This is a genomic window from Zhaonella formicivorans (genome assembly GCF_004353525.1).
GTDB lineage: Bacteria > Bacillota > DUOV01 > DUOV01 > Zhaonellaceae > Zhaonella > Zhaonella formicivorans.
Genome location: NZ_CP085524.1, coordinates 1,464,476 through 1,481,740 on the forward strand (window position 1 = coordinate 1,464,476; position 17,265 = coordinate 1,481,740).

Below are 17,265 nucleotides of genomic sequence, written 5' to 3' on the forward strand. Positions count from 1 at the left end.
CTCATATTCTTTTTTAGTTTTTAAATACAGAGATACAAAAGACTAGCAGCTTCTTGCGCAGCACCACCTCCCTCGAAGGGTGATACTAACTCCTCTTTATTAAAACCTGCTAACGGGCATTGGTCCCGTTAACCACCCCTGTAGCAGCCCGCATCACACGTTCCTGGCTTGCTTCCTGCCTGGAAAACTGGTCGCGGATCTCGCCCCTGGCCAAAACCAGAAAACGGTCGCACATGGAAAGCAGTTCAGGCAGTTCCGATGAGATCATGATTATGGCTACTCCCCGTCGGGCCAGGTCGGTCATCAAGTTATAAATTTCGACTTTGGCTCCCACATCAATTCCTCGGGTCGGCTCATCCAGGATCAGCACTTTGACATCCCGCATCAGCCATTTAGCCAGAACCACCTTTTGCTGATTTCCCCCGCTCAGGGAAAGAATCCCCGATTCGGGCCCCCCGGCCTTAATGCGCAGCCGCCGCATCAAGTCTGTCACATGTCCTTTTTCTTTCGCCCTGTCAATAAAACCATTCCGGCTGACCATGGAAAGGCTTGCCAGGGAAATATTCTCGCGAATATTCATTGGTCCCACAAAACCGGATTTACGCCGGTCTTCAGTTACCAAACCGATACCGTGCCGGATAGCATCCCGGGGTCCGTCGATGATGACAGGTTTGCCTTCTAGATAGATTTTGGGCTTACCACGGGTTGGTATAGAACCAAAAAGCGCATTAACCACCTCACTCCGCCCGGAACCCACCAGGCCAGCTAATCCAAGAATTTCGCCTTTATGGACCTCAAAGCTCACATTGGAGACGATATCTTTGGCCTTGGTTAACGGATGAGGCACTGTCAATCCTTCCACCCTTAGGACCACTTCCCCCCGGTCCACTTCCACTTTGGGAAACATATTCTCGATCTTGCGTCCAACCATGTCTTCCACCACCCGGTTACTATCAGCGCCAACCCGATCATAAGTGTTGATGACCTTTCCATCACGCAGAACGGTGATCCGGTTGGCAAGGAAGAAAACCTCGTCCAATTTATGAGAAATATAGATGCAGGAAAGCTTTTCTTTTCGCTGCAGAGATTTTAAAAGCTGCAGAAGATTTTCCGTTTCTTTATCAGTCAGGGCGGAAGTAGGCTCGTCCAGCACCAGAATGGCCGGTTTGCGCACCAGCGCCTTGGCAATAGCCACCAACTGCTGCTGGCTTGTGCTAAGACCCCGCAGCCTCTGGTGAACATCCACCTCAAGACCAACCAACTCCAAAGCTTTTTTTGCTTCACGGTAAACCCTCTGCCAATCTACCAGCCCCAGCAACCCGTGAGGCAACCGCCCGAGAAAAATATTTTCCGCAACTGACAGGTCGGGGTGTAGATTAACTTCCTGATAGATCATCTCTACCCCTGCCGCTTCCGATTGCTGCTTATTTTGAAAGATGTGTTTTTCCCCGGCTATGATTATTTCTCCCGAATAGCTGCTTGCAGGATAACTGCCGCTTAAGATTTTCATCAGCGTTGATTTACCCGCCCCATTCTCGCCAACCAGGGCCAGGATCTCCCCCTCGTACAGATCGAAGCTGACATTATCCAGAGCGGTAACCCCAAAGAACTTTTTTGTGATGTTTCTCATTTCCAAAATGGTACGTGCCACGGAACCACCCCCTAATTTAGTCCGGCGTGTCTGCGGCGGAATTGGTCAATACCTACTGCCACCACAATAATGGCCCCGATTACCAAGTCCTGCCAGTAAGCAGAGATGCGCATCAAGATCATGCCCGTGGCCACTACATTCATAAAAAATGCCCCCAACAGGCTGCCCAAAATACTGCCTGAGCCCCCAAACATGCTGGTACCTCCGATAATTACCGCCGCAATAACTTGCAGTTCCCAGCCGGTACCTGCATTGGCCTGGGCGGAAGCAAGCCGGGCAGCCATCAGCATCCCGGTAAACGCGCTGGCCATGCCTGTAAGCACGTAAACAGATAATTTAATCCGGTTGATATTTATCCCGGAAAGACGCGCCGTCTCCTCATTGCCGCCCAGCGCATATACCGCACGGCCATAAGTGGTCCTGGTAAGTACAATGTGGGCCAACACAGCCAGTACCGCGGCAATTATCACCACATAAGGGATGCCTGCCAAGTCCCCCTGGCCAATGACATTGAATGCCGGCGGCAAGGGGTAAACCGGCGCTCCTTGGGTAAGCACCAGCACAGCTCCCCTGGCTGCATAGAGCATGCCTAAAGTGACAATTAGAGGCGGAATATTAAAACGGATGATAGTAAAACCGTTAATCAGCCCTATAATGGCGCCTAAGGCAAGCCCAAGCAAAATACTGAGCGGAATGGGCACACCTGCCTTGAGGGCCAGACCTGTAACCACACCCCCAAGGGCGATCAAAGAGCCTACAGACAAGTCAAGCCCTGCCGAAATAAGCACAAAAGTCATGGCAATGCCCACAATGAAAGTAAAAGCCGTGTTGCGCAAAATGTTGATCAAATTTTCAAAACCGAAAAATGTAGGGTTCACTAGTCCAATAATAACTACTAACAATAACAAAGGGATAACAAGACCGACCTCAGGAATGTTAAGCAAACGTAACAAACTGCTTTTCTTGGATTTCGAATTTACTGGCTCTGTCACAGTTTTAACTTCACTCATCTGTTTTCCTCCTTGCTAAAGGAACTTAAACCCTATAGACGCCGTATTTCCGGGCGGCACGAATCATAGCCTGCACATTTTCCGCCGGTGTCTCTTCTGCCATGGCACAACCCGGGCCCAAGATCAAACCGCCCCCTTGACCCGCTACTTCAATGGCCTGACGGGTAAGTTCGGCAATTACATCAGGTGTCTTATAGCGCAAGGCGGTAGGTGAAACAGGACCAAGCAGGCAGCATTTGCCTTTCGCCAGTTCTTTGGCCTTAGCCAAATCGGCTTTTTCATCTATTTCCAGGATGTGGGCACCGGTTTCAACCATTTGGTCTAGAATCCTGGTACAGTCACCGCAGATATGCAGGGAAATCACTCCACCTTTGACTTTTACCGCCTCAACTACCCGCTTTTCATAGGGGACAGCAAATTCGCCGTACATGGCCGGTGATATTAATCCTGCTAAACTTTCCCCTATTGAAGTGCCATGGGCTCCAGCCTCCAGTTGGGCCAAAGCAAGGCTGATAACCGCTTCTGTGCAGATCTCAAGGAGCCTTTTCACCAGGTCCTTTTTGGCAGGGTCCATTAAATCCATCATAAAGTTGTCTATACCCCTTAGCAGTGCAGCCAAAGAAAAAGGCCCCTGGTCTGCTCTTCCCATGATAAAAACATGGTCCCCCAATTCTTTGGACACAATTTCCGTCGCCCGCAGCAGCTCAGGCAAAGTAGCGGAACTTTGAAGTTCAGGCAAAGATAACTCCTCTACATCTTCTAAACGTTTTAAACGTGGCGCTACCACTTTTGGTACGGCATCATCAGGGTAGACCACCCCGGCCCCCATGGCTTCAGCCATGGCTGTTGTACCATTCTCAAGCAAAATCACGTCATGCTTAAATTCCCGCCACAGATCCAGCTGGGATTGCGCCAGAAGTTGTCCATTCTTAAAAACTTCAGACATGGGATGGGCGGACCTGGCAGCCGCCATCATGAAACAATGTAAATCGACCGGAACTTGATCGGGTATTTCTAAGTTGATGGTTTTTAGTGTACGTTGTAATGAGTTCAACTTGCGAAGCCCTCCTAATAATTGAGTTTTGAAAACGATTTGAAACGTTTTAAATTAAATTCGTTATGAAACGTCAAATTCCTTCAAATGTACATAAAATTGAGACATTTCTTTTAAAATAGATCATGGTAAACCTAACAAATATCACCTAATAGCTCATCTTGTGAAATGAAATCACCCTTATAGTCATAAAAATAAAAGCGATGAATATGGTAAATATTCACCGCTTCGCCTTAATAAGGAATTTACAATTCTTTAAAATCCTGGTAAGAATTCGGCCTGTTATACATCTCGAATGCGTTAATCGCTACAGCTGACCACGTTAACAAAAACTGTTATAGCAAATCTTATTTCTAATCGGCTATAAAGTTTGAGATACTCTCCTAACTAATCAGTTCCCGGCGATATTTCTGCTTTTCAAAATTTCAGCTGTTGCAATTGTAAGTCCTTTCTTTTTAGCTCTGGAAGATACTAAGCTGGCTAGATTTATAAGTTCATCTAAATTGGATGCTGCATGTTTTATTCGATTACTCTGCCTGCGTCCCCCAGCAATCCCAACAGTTGTAGATATAAAAAAGTCGTATTTTTCAAAAGCTTTTTTAATTAATTCAACCGCTTTATAAGCCCATTTAACAGCCTCCTCCTGTGTTCTGAGGGATAAGATGACAAACTCGTCCCCACCAAATCTGCATAAATAGTCCTTCCCTCTTTCAGTTACTTGCATAAGCGTATTCGATATAACTTTCAAGCATTTATCTCCTAAAACATGACCATATACTTTATTAAATTCGCCAAAATTATCAAGATCAAATAATAGCACAGCTATTTCTTTACAATCCTTAAGCAAATTTTCTCCAATGTGTCTGATAAACCCTGATGTATATAATCCTGTTAAAGAGTCGATATTTTTTCCAAACTCAAATAACAAGTCTGATTTAGTTAAAATCCCAACTGTTTTGTTATTTTCAACTACAGGCAGGTGTTCGATCTTATTATTCTCTAAAATATTTAATGCAGTCCAGAGGGAAATATTTTTATCCACGCTTATAACGTTATGAGTCATTACATCCTCAGCGATGCGGTTGGGATGCGCCCTTCTGATGTCGCTTGAGGTAATAATCCCTACGAGTTTATCATCGTCTTCAACCGGCAAACAGCCTATTTTATGCTTTTGCATAATATCCGCAGCCCTGCTTGCACTTTCAAGAGGTGATATTGTAATAACGGGATACTTCATTATTTTTTCAACCGTAGTCATAGTTCTACCGTCCGCTTAATTAAAATGCTTATTTCCACTTGGGCCTTTATTATACTTGATTCGTCAGCAATTCTTTTACCTTCATCTAAGATTAGAGGGAGCAGCTTGTCCCTTGGAAGAATATTTAATAAAGATTTCCGAATAACTACAGCTTCAATCGGCCCGTCTTCTACACAGATAATATCATACTGCTCTGGCGACATAACATCTACCATTCTACGTACTGCATTTGGTCCTACCGGTGCACGACGACCTACCAGTAAAACGTCCTGTATAGGAGGTATTTCAAACTCCGAAAATCTAAGGGAAATTTCTGCTTTTCTCCCTTGCTCTTCTTCGCAGACAATAGACATTTTGAATTACCCTCCAAATCCCAATTCCCGTTTCCAGAAACCCTAAAGAATATTATGCCAAATCTTGTTAAACTTTGTCAATTTAATAAATACCCTAATCCGTGATACAAAAATGCATAAATCTTAGTACCGTTCATTCTTTTGCATTTATTTATAATTAATCAAAATTAATGAAATTGGGACTTTACTCAGCATATCAGTGCGGGCCCCTGAAGTATCACCTTTTGGGTCTTACATTATTATGATAGTAATCAACAATATAAGTATCTATTTTTTGACTTATTTTAAGAAGAATATCTTTGCTCATATTCATTTTAACAGCATTATTCAGGAAATTTCGTGCTATTTCTATTTTATTTTCCACCTTTGCTCCATACCTCCTAATTTTTCACATACACTATTTTATATTATAAATTGGCTATTTGCAAATAATATAAACATGCTTATTGCATATTCAGGGACAGCTTAAATTTCGATAAAGTTCTTAACGTGAGGAGTGAAATAAAATGGAAAATAAAATAAAAATAGATAATAAGGCAGTGGGACAGCGAATACGGGAAGAAAGGGAAAAATTGGAACTTTCAAGGGAAGAATTTGCAGAAATCATAGGACTGTCTGACTACTATGTCGGCCAATTGGAGCGGGGAGAAAGACAAATGAGCCTTCCTGTCCTGGTTGGAATTTCCAATTGCTTGCATGTCTCTTTAGACTACCTTATTTTTGGGCAAAATTTCCATAATACTGAAAGCCATATCCTAGAAGCCCATACTGCTTACGAGACATATGACGGTAATAAGAAAAAAGAAATAGGTAGATTGCTTAACAAATGTTCTCCTAAGGAACTTGAATTAATTAGGAAACTTATAAAAACCATCCTTCCTTATATGAATGGAAACTGATATTTAACCGCAAAAATTCAAGAATAGTTGTTAAACTATTACCACCATGCCTTATTTACAATCAGTTTTCTTTATCCTGCTACACAATTTATGTATGTCCCTGCAATGGTTTGATACATTCCGGGATATCATTCCTAACATTTCCCACAACCGATGATACCGGATAAGCTTTCATTTCCTCGGCAGGATAAGGTTTCAACAAAGCCAACACTTCCTCAACCGTCGATTTTTCTCTAGCCAGCCATTTCCCCTCTTCTTGCTTGTTTAAAATGACGGGCATTCTGTCATGGAACTCCGCGACTAATTGGTTCGGTTTTATGGTAATTATTGTGAACGTATGCAGCATCTGTCCATTGGCTGAATTGACCCAGGTATCGTATAGCCCTGCCATGCTAAAGATACCGTCATCTTTCATCATAATTCGCATCGGTAACCTTTTGCCGCTTGCATTTTTCCACTCATAAAATGAATCGGCCGGAATAACGCATCTTTTTTTATAGAGTAAATGCTTAAAAGAGGCTTTCTCCAACAATGTCTCAGCTTTTGCATTAATCGTTTGGGCCGCTATCCTCTCATCTTTTGCCCATGAAGGGATTAGCCCCCACCGAAGCAGCCCAATACGGTTCTGCCTGCCATCATTAACAATTGCAGGAACCATTTGCATAGGAGCGATGTTATATCGGGGGTAGTGATAAAAATTAGTCACTTCAGTAACAGAATACCGAGCAAGCAGTTCCTGATGAGACACGGTAAGAGTAAATCGTCCGCACATTGCTGAAAGCCCCCTTTAACTATAATGTTGAATAATATATTCCCTGGTACTCATCTTTCCAACCCTCGAGGCCACATCAGCCTATGGTTTAGCTATAATCAATTTTACAATTTTCCCCTGCGCATTTTCCACGCTATTTATATTAAGTCCAGCTCGCTTTGCGTTTTCAACCGTTCGACGGTTAATATTAGGGCCAATCAGACTTACTACAATAGGGTTTAAGACATCCATTATTAAACCAATCAAGGGGTTATCACTGCGTACATGTTCAAGAAGAATTATTTGACCGTCAGGTTTACAGACTCTTTTGATTTCTCGTAATCCTTTAATGGGATCAGGCACTGAACAAAAAACACAGGTGGCTAAAACAGTATCAAAGGTATTGTCGGGAAACTGTAACTCTTGAGCGTCCATCTCCATCAATCTTACAGGTACTGGTGCCTTTTCTGCCCTTGGATAAGCTCTTTTTAACATTTCAGGACTAAAGTCTATTCCAATTACTTCACAGCCCGGTGGATAGAGTGGGAGGTTTTGACCTGTACCAACACCCACCTCCAAGACCCTACCTTTAGCCAACTGGAATACTTTTATCCGGCTTTCTGTTTTTATCATTCTATCCATTAAGTCATAGAATTTGGCGGTACGGTTATAGATCTTCCTGATACGTTCCGTTTGATTCATCGAAATTTCCCTCCAAGTGTTTCGCTCGAATTTAAAAGTAGTATCTGCCATAAACATAAAAAGATATTCCAGGGAAAGGAGGCACTAACAGAGTTGAGATATTTTTGAAGAGAAGTAGTATACAGATGTTAGCTTTCCGGAGTAAGGCCTCAAAATTTTATTCAGCATGTTCAATCTTAATGAAATCTCCATGCCAGCTATGATACCAGACATTACCGGTATAGCTGTTCACGCTTAACATTCCCGTTATCTTTCCATCTTTCTCTATATGCAAAGTATAGTAGCCGTCAAATTCAGCCGGGTCTGTGGCTATTGTTCCTTTTTGAACCTGGTCAAGGTATTCTTGGGCCAGTTTTACAGCCTGGTCCTCATCAACAGCTTTGCTTAACTCAGTCCTATTGCCGTACCACGCCATCATACCCCTTCTTCCCATATGACCATATGTTTCATTCCACATCATGTTGGGCCCCATTTCCGGATAAACCGCGCCGCTGTTTTTATTTACTATTAATTCCATGGCATAAATACCCGTACTGTTATCTTTTACAGCGGCATAATACTGGTTGCTGAATTCCATAATTTCCGCTATTTCCAGGTTATCATCCTTGTAGGATCGGATGTAATCTACAAACAGTTCTTTAGCTTTTTCCAGAGAGATTTCCTTACCAAGCGGGAAGATAGGATTGTTAAAACCGGCATTCCAGTTCATCCAACTGCCGCTCATCATACCAAAACTTCTTAAACCGCTGCCGAACTCTCTCCCCAGCATCCCAAAGCCCCTGGAACCGCCACCCATCATTGAACCAGGAGCCCAGGTACCATGCGGGATCGAATACACTCCCGCGGTAAGATCCGCCAGACGATTACTGCCAGCTAAGGCCACATTTAAAGTTATACCTAAAGCCATGATTACTCCCAGTGCAGCAACACTAAATACAAATAGTTTGCTTTTTTGCCAATTCATTGTCCTTCCTCCTATCTCATTGCTATTGTTTTACAATATTAATTATAGGCGTAATATTGAGCTAGTTTGTGAGTAAAGCAAGTAGTATTATTGAAGAAATTATGAAGAATTGGTATGGGACTGCTGGGAATGGGATGAATCGTCATAATGTGTGCGTGGGTACATAAAAATCCTTCCTTTCTTATATATTTTATCTGTATCTTGATTTTTTTGTTAATTAGGGCAATGTTTGGTCTATAAGCATGCACTTTAGTGCAAGGCTATCTATATGCTTTTAAAATACCTGCCAGGAATTTTATCTTAAACCCTGGGTGGGTAGCTTCTAAACTCTAAAACAAACTGCTGTTTTAGTAATGTTTTAATAAAACCTTCAGTTTTCTTCATAATTTCCACATATTTGATGTGTATAATCTAATGTAACTAATTTCACTAACGGGAGGCGATGGCATCGCTCATCAAAAAATTATTATGGCCAATAGTCATTTCGCTTTTCTTTGCTATAGGGCTATATGTTTTATTTAATAGTTCCGGTTTCAGTCCGGTGACTGCTGAGAGCAATTTAGCCAAACAGCCCAAAGAGGGGGCCGAGAAAGTAGCAGCTGTTGGCATTAGGATCAATGGACAAGTAAAAGCGGTTGTAAAAGATACGGCTACAGCACAAGAAGTGCTCCAAAAAGTCAAAAAGCTGCTAAGTACATCAGCTGCTCTGCCGGAAAGTTTAAAGTTCGAAGAAGAAATCAGCTTTTCACCTTTACAAATAAATGCTTTTTCCATCCTTTCTTCAGAAGAAGCCATCAAGTTATTAATTACAGGTGAGCAGCAAAGCACCCAGCATGTGGTCGAACCTGGCGACAGCTTATGGTCAATCGCGAAAGCTCATGGTTTAACTGTTGAGGAATTGCGCAGGGCTAACCCCCAAATCCAAGGCGATAAATTAGCCCTGGATGAGATAGTTCGGGTAACAAAACAAGAACCCTTGGTACATGTATTGTCTACAGAAAAAATGCAAGTGCTTGCGGAAATCCCTTTTCCCGTGCAGACAGCTGTTGATAATAGATTGCTCAAGGGGCAAGTTCAGGTGTTACAAACAGGCAAACCAGGTAAGAGAGAAGAAATATATTTGATCACAAAGAGAAATAATCAGATCCAGGAGAAACAGCTGCTAGCGAGCAAAGTCCTCTCAGAGCCTGTTCCTAAAATCGTGAAAAAAGGTACTCGAGCTATTCTAAGAAATCAGACGTCACAGCTTGCGTCCCGGAGCGGTTCAGGAAAATTAGGATGGCCGACAGCAAGCAGGAAAATAACCTCAGGTTTTGGCTGGCGGGACGATCCTTTTGGTAATGGGCGGGATTTTCACCGGGGGATAGATATTGATGGGAATGAAGGCGATCCAATCTATGCGGCAGAAGATGGTTTCGTTACTTATGCGGGATGGAGAGGTTCTTACGGACTACAAGTGGAAATAGACCATGGTAATGGTTTGGTAACCCGTTACTCCCACGCTTCGCAATTGAAAGTAAATAAAGGTGATAAAGTCAAGCGTGGGGAAATTATCGCTTTAATCGGCAGTACAGGCAAAAGTACCGGTTCACATCTGGACCTGGAAGTCCTTATCAACGATACGCCCCAAAACCCCCTCTTATATCTTAGATAAAAAATTTATTTAGCAAAGGTTTTTTCCAGAGGCACCAATTCTTAGGTGCCTTTTATTACTGTACAATTCATTCTTAATTAAAAATATTGAGAACAGGTTCAGAACATGAATATCTTGTAAACTTTTTGTCAAATTGAACCCAACGCAATAGAGTAACATATCCGGTTGAAACACTATGTTGACCTTTCCTCCTCTGCACCTTTAATCTTGCTATGGTCATGCTGTTTCTTGCTTTACTTCCAACTAGCTTGGAAAATTGAATTAATGATTCTCCGTTGCTAGTTCTATAATTCACAAATTCAACAAGATTTCTTCACGGCTTTTTGAAAGAAATTGCTTATACTATCATTAACCAAAGGCGCCTATTCACGAAAGGAGGATAACATGTATAACATTTTTAAAGAACCAAAATTTTCAATTCTCTGGACAGTCTTAAGGGTTTGGCTTGGTTTTCAGTGGATAACCTCAAGTCTTACAAAAATCGGAAATCCGGTATGGACTGGGGATAAAGCCGGCGTTGCTATTTCAGGTTTTTTGAAAAATGCCCTGACGCTTGCAGGCGGGGAACATCCGGCGGTGCAAGGTTGGTATGCTGGTTTTATCAACAGCTTCGCACTACCTAATGCTAAATTATTTAGCTATCTAATTCCTTTCGGTGAATTTGCTGTCGGACTAGGTCTAATAGTGGGCGGGCTAACCACTTTTGCCCTACTGGGTGGTGCATTTATGAACCTTAACTTTATGTTAGCAGGCACTACAAGTACTAACCCTATTCTGTACACTGCAGCAATACTACTGTTAGCTGCTGGCTCAAATGCCTCCAGGATAGGAATAGATACTCTAATATCTAAGAAGTTTGTTAAACAAACATCTGTAGCAAATAAAGCTAAACTAACGAAAACAGCATAAAGAAAACTTGGCTTGCGCCAAGCCTTAGCGCGTCAGAATTTCTAGCGTTGTATCACATAATGCGTAGAAATTCCAATCCTTTAGGACTGGCGGAAGCCAAGTTGCCCTTATGCGCCCTGAAATTTATCATTCTGAATAGCTACAATAAGAAAATAAAGAAATGCCCCGGGGCTCCTGAGCATTTCTTTATTTTTTCTCTCGCAGCGGCAAGTAGCCCACGCATGTTAAAATCCTATCCTTCGTAGCAGTGAGTACAAAGGTAGTACATCTTGCCATTTTCCATAACAATTAGTACTGCAACAGGCTTGCCACATTTTGAACAAATCACGGTAAACACTCCTTTTAACTAATTTGCATTATTTTGCGATAGCTTATCTTCTTTCGACTCCTTGGACTAATTCCTTAACTTCCTTAACGAAACCAATATTACCAATCTTTTCCTTATTAGCGCTGGGCAATGTATAATACCAAGTTCCTATTACCAGCACAATTATGACTAACGCCTGGATAACGACAAATAACCTTTTTCCTAAGCTTAAATAGGTGTTTGCCAAGGTGTGAACCCCCTTCTTGCTAACTTAAATATGCCAAAACTATATGGACAATCTATGGGCGAAATTTAAAAATTTCGTGAAATATATACTCAAAACTGGTATTTCCGTTTTCTGCTATTGTCAGGTATACTTCCTTCATTTATGATAAGTATATACCCATACCCAGTATAAGGAGGTTTGAAGTCCATGAAAGTATTATTTCAAATTGGCCCGTTTGCTATTTACTTTTTTGGTTTCATGATTATGATAGGTGCAATCGTTGGCATGTTTGTGCTGAAAAGAGAAGCGAAGCGGGCGGGTTACAATTCAGAGGTTATTTTAGAGGGTGTAGTATACGCTCTCATCAGTGGTATCATTGGTGCCAGGATCTTCTATATAATCTTCTATAACCCTGTCTACTATCTAAATAATCCAGCTGAAATTTTCGCAATCCATCAAGGAGGGCTATCTATCCATGGTGGTTTAGTCGGAGGTTTCCTGGCAGCTTTTTGGTTTCTTAAAAAGCACAAGCTATCTTTTCTAGCCGTGGCAGACTTGGCCTCTCCCCCATTAATTCTGGCCCAAGCTATCGCGAGAACCGGATGTGACGTCTTTGGCAAACCCATGATTACCCCTTTGCCCTGGGGTATCATTAAAGATGGCGTGCTAGTTCACCCGGCACAGGTTTATGAATTTATCCTGAATTACCTGCTCTTTTTCTATCTATGGTTGAGAAAAGGTAAAATTAAGTACTCCGGGCAACTTTTTGGGGAATATCTGATTGGTTATTCCCTAGCCAGAGGAATAGTGGAATTCTTCAGGATTAATCCTGTGATATACCCGCCGTTTTCCATATCACACCTGCTAAGTTTGGGAGGCATTTTGCTTGGTATACTGGTAATTCTGGTTTCAAGAAAATATAAGCCGAGCTTAAACAACGTAGAGAATAAAAGCTACTGGGGAACTGCCCTTTTGTCTACCATTATCCTCACCACATTATCAATCATAATTTATTACACTGTTCAAGGATAAAGAAATTTGACCATTAACATTAATCTGGCCAATTCAACAAACAAATTATAAAAAATCGCAAGTCATCTGGCTAAAATAGCCTAGAAGACTTGCGATTTTACTTTTCTTTATGTTTTTTTGCGTTCAGTAGCGTTTATAAGTTCCTTGGCTCAAAATCTAGGTTCTCCCCATATAACGGGAAAAAACCGCCTTAAAACTAGCAAATGAGGGGAAAAACCTTGGCGTAGTCCTCATGTATTGCCTGTACTGTTCCCCGAATAAATCCAGCAAGTTCTTTTCCTCTCTTACGGCCAGATACTTATATATCCACATCAGTGCTGGTGCCATTGCTAAAGTAATTATTGTAGGCCATTGAATTAGAAAGCTTATAATAATGAGAAAAAATCCCGTGTACTGAGGGTGGCGAATGAATTTATATATTCCGTCCGTCACCAGTGCTCCCTGTGCGGCATGTATCCTTTTCCATCCAATGGATATGATTATTAGAGCTGTAATCAATAAAATATCAGTGCCGGGATGAATGATTAAGGAAATAACAGGGGAATCCCCCAAGAAAACTTTTAACAGGTGTCCGTTGTTATGTGAAAAAGGATCTACTATCGGGTACTTTTTCCCCAGCCAGGAGGATAGTAGATATATGGTGAAAGGAAAACCGTACATCTCTGTAAACAGAGCAACAAAAAACGCACTTAAAGCCCCCATACTTTTCCAATCCGTCTTCGTTCGAGGCTTAAATACTGCCATGACAAGAAAACTCATAAATAAAACATTTCCTATAACCACCGGCCAAAGACCATATTCGTAAATCTTTCCCTGTTCCATTAAAACCTCCTCCCTGCCCCTACAGAAACTAATCTGCTTCACAACTAAAGGAGCCCTAAAATTTTTTTAACTTTAAGTCTAACATACCCCTTATAGATATGCCATAATAAGTTGTACCTAATGCCTCTTCATATCGCAAAGGGAAAGAAATCTAAAAAATCTGAAAACCTTGAGTATTAGATAAGATAGTTTCAAACCGTTAAATTGTCAAAAATGCAACCCCGCACCTACCCCGGAAAAGGGAGTTTGTGCAAAACAACAGAACAAAATTAAGGTTGGGCAGTTTATGGTCTTGCCCGGGACCAAAAGCTAATGCCCACTGTCGCAATGGGCTACCGCCCGCAGCATATACTTTTTCCTCAGCATTACGATGCCCCCCTTTCCTGTTGGAATCTTGAATTTCAGGCTCACCGCACCGCCAAAGATGCAGGAGCATATTTCAACAGCCTGCCCGGCGTTACATTGCTGTTACCGGGAGGTGTTATTTTCTCTTTTTTCGATATACCCCATTTCCGTACTTCTATACTTAGCATATTACCCTTGGGGGGTATATGTCAAGGCGTTCACACAATCTTCATAAAACTTGATTTCTTACAGAATACCTTGTTGACACCTGGTTTACGATTATCTCTTTAATCGTCAAATGGGTATTAATTTTATTTGGCTAGGTTTGCTAAACGTATTTTTCTGAATCGCTGTTGAACTTCATAATTTTTTCATTTTTAAACTATTGACATTTACTGTATGCATTGTTAAGATAAAATCGCTTACTACCCCCAGGGGGTATATAACAAGATAAAGGAGTGAGCAAGTTATGTCATCACAAACCGCAGAACGGGTAACTCTACCTGTCGAAGGCATGAGTTGCGCCGCTTGTGTAGCTAAAGTAGAAAAGGCTTTGAAAAACACCCGCGGCGTACAAGATGCAAAAGTTAATTTAGTGGCTGGAAAAGCTACTATAGATTATCTTAAAGCAGAGACCTCTATGGAAGAACTGGTTAAAGCCATTACAGGTATAGGTTATACGGTACCCCAAGAAGAAGTATCATTAACCGTGCGGGGCATGTCCTGCGCAGCCTGTGTAGCGAAGGTAGAAAAAGTTTTACGGGGGCTGCCGGGAGTAACAAATGCTGTGGTCAATCTGGCGGCAGAATCAGCCAAAGTACAGTTTTATCCCGGTTCACTAACTAAAGGAGACATCAAAAAAGCAATTAACTCCTTAGGTTATGAGGCCACCGAAAAACTTGAAGGCCATGAAGCCCTGGACCGGGAACGGGAAGCCAGGCAGGCAGAAATTAGACGGCAGGCCAGGAACATGTGGATAGCCTGGCCATTGGCAATTGTAGTCATGCTCGGTATGTTCCGGGATATGTGGATTTTCCCTTATTTCGTACCAGAGTTTTTAGGCAACACTCTTGTCTTATGGGTGCTGACCACTCCGGTAGTATTTATTCCCGGCTGGCAGTTCTTCGTCCACAGTTTCAATGGTTTAAAACGGGGCACCACCGATATGAACCTCTTATACGCCACCGGTATTGGCGCCGCCTACATCATCGCTACAATTAACACCCTTTGGCCCGACGCGGGCTTTGGCGGAAAAGGTGCCACCTTTTTTGAGTCTGCCGCCCTTTTAACCGCATTTATCGTCCTTGGCAGATACCTGGAGGCACTCACCCGCGGCAGGACCTCCGATGCTATCAGAAAGCTGATGAGCCTGCAGGCTAAAACAGCCCGGGTAATCAGAAACGGCCAGGAACTGGAAATAGCAGCCGCCGAAGTGGAAATAGGCGATATAGTCATAGTTCGCCCCGGTGAAAGCATCCCTGTGGACGGAAAGGTAATTGAAGGGTATTCCGCCGTGGATGAAGCCATGATTACCGGGGAAAGCATCCCTGTAGAGAAAAAACCGGGCGATGAGGTTATAGGCGCCACTATCAACAAGACCGGTTCATTTAAGTTTACAGCTACCAGAGTAGGCAAAGACACTGCCTTATCCCAGATTATTAAGCTGGTAGAAGATGCCCAGGCTTCCAAGGCTCCTATCCAGAAACTGGCCGACTTTGTGGCAGGGCACTTCATAGCAGGAGTGCACGTCCTAGCGCTGATAGTATTTGGGTTCTGGTTCTTCCTTGGCTATAATGCTTTCTTCAGACCCGATTCCAGTTTCATCCTTTCACCATACAGTTTAGCAGAGGTTGGCGTATTCGGTTTCTCACTGCTCTTAAGCGTTACAACCCTTGTTATTTCCTGTCCGTGCGCTCTGGGACTGGCTACCCCCAGCGCCATGATGGCAGGAACCGGTAAAGGCGCGGAAAACGGCATCCTCTTCAAAGGGGCCGATGCTGTAGAAGCTACCTCTAAACTGCAGGCTATCGTTTTTGATAAAACGGGAACTTTGACCAAAGGAGAACCTTCTTTAACAGATGTAATAGTGAATAATGGATTTAACAGAGAAGAAGTGCTAAAACTTGCGGCAATTGCCGAAAAAACTTCAGAGCATCCGCTGGGTGAAGCCATTGTAAAGGGAGCAAAAGCGGAAGGCATCATACTCTCCGATGCTGATAGTTTTGAAGCTATTCCCGGACACGGTATCGAGGCAAGCTTTGCAGGCAGAACCATTTTGGCAGGAAACCGCAGGCTGATGCAGCAGCGGGGAATTGATTTCAGTTCTCTGTTAAAGCAAGCTGAAGAATTAGAAAAGAACGGTAAAACGGCCATGTTCATCGCCATCGATAGTAAAGCGGCTGGAATAATAGCAGTAGCCGATACCCTGAAGGAAAATTCAGCCGAAGCAGTGGCCCGGCTAAAGAAATTGGGGATCGAAGTGGCCATGATCACCGGGGATAACCGCAGGACTGCCGAGGCCATTGCTCATCAGGTAGGCATTACCCGGGTACTGGCCGAAGTGCTGCCCCAGGATAAAGCCAATGAAGTGAAAAAACTGCAAGAACAAGGTCTACGGGTTGCCATGGTAGGAGACGGTATCAACGACGCCCCTGCTCTGGCCCAAGCTGATGTGGGCATAGCCATCGGCAGCGGTACTGATGTAGCTAAAGAAACAGGAGACATCATCTTAATCAAGTCGGATATTCGTGACGTTGTAAGCGCTATCGAAGTGGCCCGGGCCACCATGCGCAAAGTAAAACAGAACCTGGTCTGGTCCTTTATCTACAACATTACCGGTATTCCTATCGCCGCAGGTATTCTCTATCCATTTAACGGTTTAATCGTAAGCCCCGAACTGGCCGCTTTCTTCATGGCTATTAGTTCGGTATCGGTAACACTGAACACCTTGCTCCTAAAACGCTTTATTCCAAGCATGAAAAGAGAAGAAATAAACCATCACGAAACTGCCAATGCCGCCAGTTTAAAGCCGGCAGCTTAAGGGAGGGTTGAATATGGAAAAACAAATAGCACGGGAAAGCGCTTTAATCTATTCAGCTATATCGTTTGGCCTGGCACTGTTGTTTTTTTTAGCAACTTTTTTCACCGGGGAACAGTATAACGCCGTGGCACGCTACGGAGGAACCATCTGGGTGTTCATTCTGACCATGATCATTACCATGCCTTTGGTAATCCCGGCTGTGAAGAAAAAATATGGCGACAATTCCCCTTCATCCCATCACTGATTGTATAACAAGGCCAAGGGGCTGACCCAAGTATAATTTGGGCA

17 protein-coding genes are annotated in these 17,265 nt (G+C 42.9%); 6 read left to right on the forward strand and 11 right to left on the reverse strand.

Going from position 1 to position 17,265, the window contains the following annotated elements:
• Positions 1-109 precede the first annotated feature (109 nt).
• The 6 genes from EYS13_RS07295 to EYS13_RS16500 form a co-directional block, all read right to left on the reverse strand.
• Complete coding sequence (locus tag EYS13_RS07295) at positions 110-1,651, reverse strand: sugar ABC transporter ATP-binding protein (RefSeq protein WP_227767392.1); 1,542 nt, start codon at positions 1,649-1,651, stop codon at positions 110-112.
• Between the two features lie 11 nt (positions 1,652-1,662).
• Positions 1,663-2,661: an ABC transporter permease gene (locus EYS13_RS07300; protein ID WP_227767394.1), complete on the reverse strand. Its 999-nt coding sequence runs from the start codon at positions 2,659-2,661 to the stop codon at positions 1,663-1,665.
• Positions 2,662-2,686: 25 nt separating this feature from the next.
• Positions 2,687-3,715, reverse strand: a complete 1,029-nt coding sequence (locus EYS13_RS07305; protein ID WP_227767396.1) for a uroporphyrinogen decarboxylase family protein — start codon at positions 3,713-3,715, stop codon at positions 2,687-2,689.
• A 391-nt stretch (positions 3,716-4,106) separates the two neighbouring features.
• Positions 4,107-4,973 carry a GGDEF domain-containing protein gene (locus EYS13_RS07310; RefSeq protein WP_227767398.1) on the reverse strand — a complete coding sequence of 289 codons (867 nt, stop codon included), beginning with the start codon at positions 4,971-4,973 and terminating at the stop codon, positions 4,107-4,109.
• On the reverse strand, positions 4,970-5,326 hold the full coding sequence (locus tag EYS13_RS07315; RefSeq protein WP_227767400.1) for a hypothetical protein: 357 nt from the start codon (positions 5,324-5,326) through the stop codon (positions 4,970-4,972). The genes EYS13_RS07310 and EYS13_RS07315 overlap by 4 nt, the downstream gene beginning before the upstream one ends.
• A gap of 217 nt (positions 5,327-5,543) precedes the next feature.
• Positions 5,544-5,690, reverse strand: a complete 147-nt coding sequence (locus tag EYS13_RS16500) for an aspartyl-phosphate phosphatase Spo0E family protein (protein ID WP_227767402.1) — start codon at positions 5,688-5,690, stop codon at positions 5,544-5,546.
• 142 nt (positions 5,691-5,832) lie between these two features.
• Between EYS13_RS16500 and EYS13_RS07325 the strand changes: the two genes are divergently transcribed.
• Complete coding sequence (locus tag EYS13_RS07325; protein WP_227767403.1) at positions 5,833-6,225, forward strand: helix-turn-helix domain-containing protein; 393 nt, start codon at positions 5,833-5,835, stop codon at positions 6,223-6,225.
• An 88-nt stretch (positions 6,226-6,313) separates the two neighbouring features.
• On the opposite strand, the gene EYS13_RS07330 is transcribed toward EYS13_RS07325, so the two are convergent.
• From EYS13_RS07330 to EYS13_RS07340, 3 genes are all read right to left on the reverse strand, one after another.
• Positions 6,314-6,997, reverse strand: a complete 684-nt coding sequence (locus tag EYS13_RS07330) for an SOS response-associated peptidase (protein ID WP_227767406.1) — start codon at positions 6,995-6,997, stop codon at positions 6,314-6,316.
• Between the two features lie 81 nt (positions 6,998-7,078).
• Complete coding sequence (locus EYS13_RS07335; RefSeq protein WP_227767408.1) at positions 7,079-7,678, reverse strand: class I SAM-dependent methyltransferase; 600 nt, start codon at positions 7,676-7,678, stop codon at positions 7,079-7,081.
• A gap of 157 nt (positions 7,679-7,835) precedes the next feature.
• Entirely contained in the window at positions 7,836-8,642 is an 807-nt protein-coding gene (locus tag EYS13_RS07340) for a hypothetical protein (protein WP_227767409.1), read from the reverse strand.
• Between the two features lie 442 nt (positions 8,643-9,084).
• Here EYS13_RS07340 and EYS13_RS07345 point away from each other — a divergent pair, with 442 nt between their 5' ends.
• Both EYS13_RS07345 and EYS13_RS07350 read left to right on the forward strand, forming a co-directional pair.
• Positions 9,085-10,296, forward strand: coding sequence for a peptidoglycan DD-metalloendopeptidase family protein (locus EYS13_RS07345; RefSeq protein ID WP_227767412.1), 1,212 nt, complete (start codon positions 9,085-9,087; stop codon positions 10,294-10,296).
• A gap of 384 nt (positions 10,297-10,680) precedes the next feature.
• Positions 10,681-11,205, forward strand: a complete 525-nt coding sequence (locus EYS13_RS07350; protein WP_227767415.1) for a TQO small subunit DoxD — start codon at positions 10,681-10,683, stop codon at positions 11,203-11,205.
• 371 nt (positions 11,206-11,576) lie between these two features.
• Here the strand turns inward: EYS13_RS07350 and EYS13_RS07355 are convergent, their stop codons facing one another.
• Positions 11,577-11,759, reverse strand: a complete 183-nt coding sequence (locus tag EYS13_RS07355) for a hypothetical protein (RefSeq protein ID WP_227767417.1) — start codon at positions 11,757-11,759, stop codon at positions 11,577-11,579.
• Positions 11,760-11,945: 186 nt separating this feature from the next.
• Here EYS13_RS07355 and lgt point away from each other — a divergent pair, with 186 nt between their 5' ends.
• A complete protein-coding gene (lgt, locus tag EYS13_RS07360; RefSeq protein ID WP_227767419.1) occupies positions 11,946-12,770 on the forward strand; it encodes a prolipoprotein diacylglyceryl transferase in 825 nt (274 codons plus the stop codon).
• Positions 12,771-12,926: 156 nt separating this feature from the next.
• Here lgt and EYS13_RS07365 read toward each other — a convergent pair whose 3' ends face one another.
• Positions 12,927-13,592, reverse strand: a complete 666-nt coding sequence (locus EYS13_RS07365; RefSeq protein WP_227767421.1) for a methyltransferase family protein — start codon at positions 13,590-13,592, stop codon at positions 12,927-12,929.
• A gap of 814 nt (positions 13,593-14,406) precedes the next feature.
• Here EYS13_RS07365 and EYS13_RS07370 point away from each other — a divergent pair.
• Both EYS13_RS07370 and EYS13_RS07375 read left to right on the forward strand, forming a co-directional pair.
• On the forward strand, positions 14,407-16,977 hold the full coding sequence (locus EYS13_RS07370; RefSeq protein WP_227767422.1) for a heavy metal translocating P-type ATPase: 2,571 nt from the start codon (positions 14,407-14,409) through the stop codon (positions 16,975-16,977).
• A 13-nt stretch (positions 16,978-16,990) separates the two neighbouring features.
• Entirely contained in the window at positions 16,991-17,221 is a 231-nt protein-coding gene (locus EYS13_RS07375; RefSeq protein ID WP_227767425.1) for a hypothetical protein, read from the forward strand.
• The last annotated feature ends 44 nt before the right edge of the window (positions 17,222-17,265 follow it).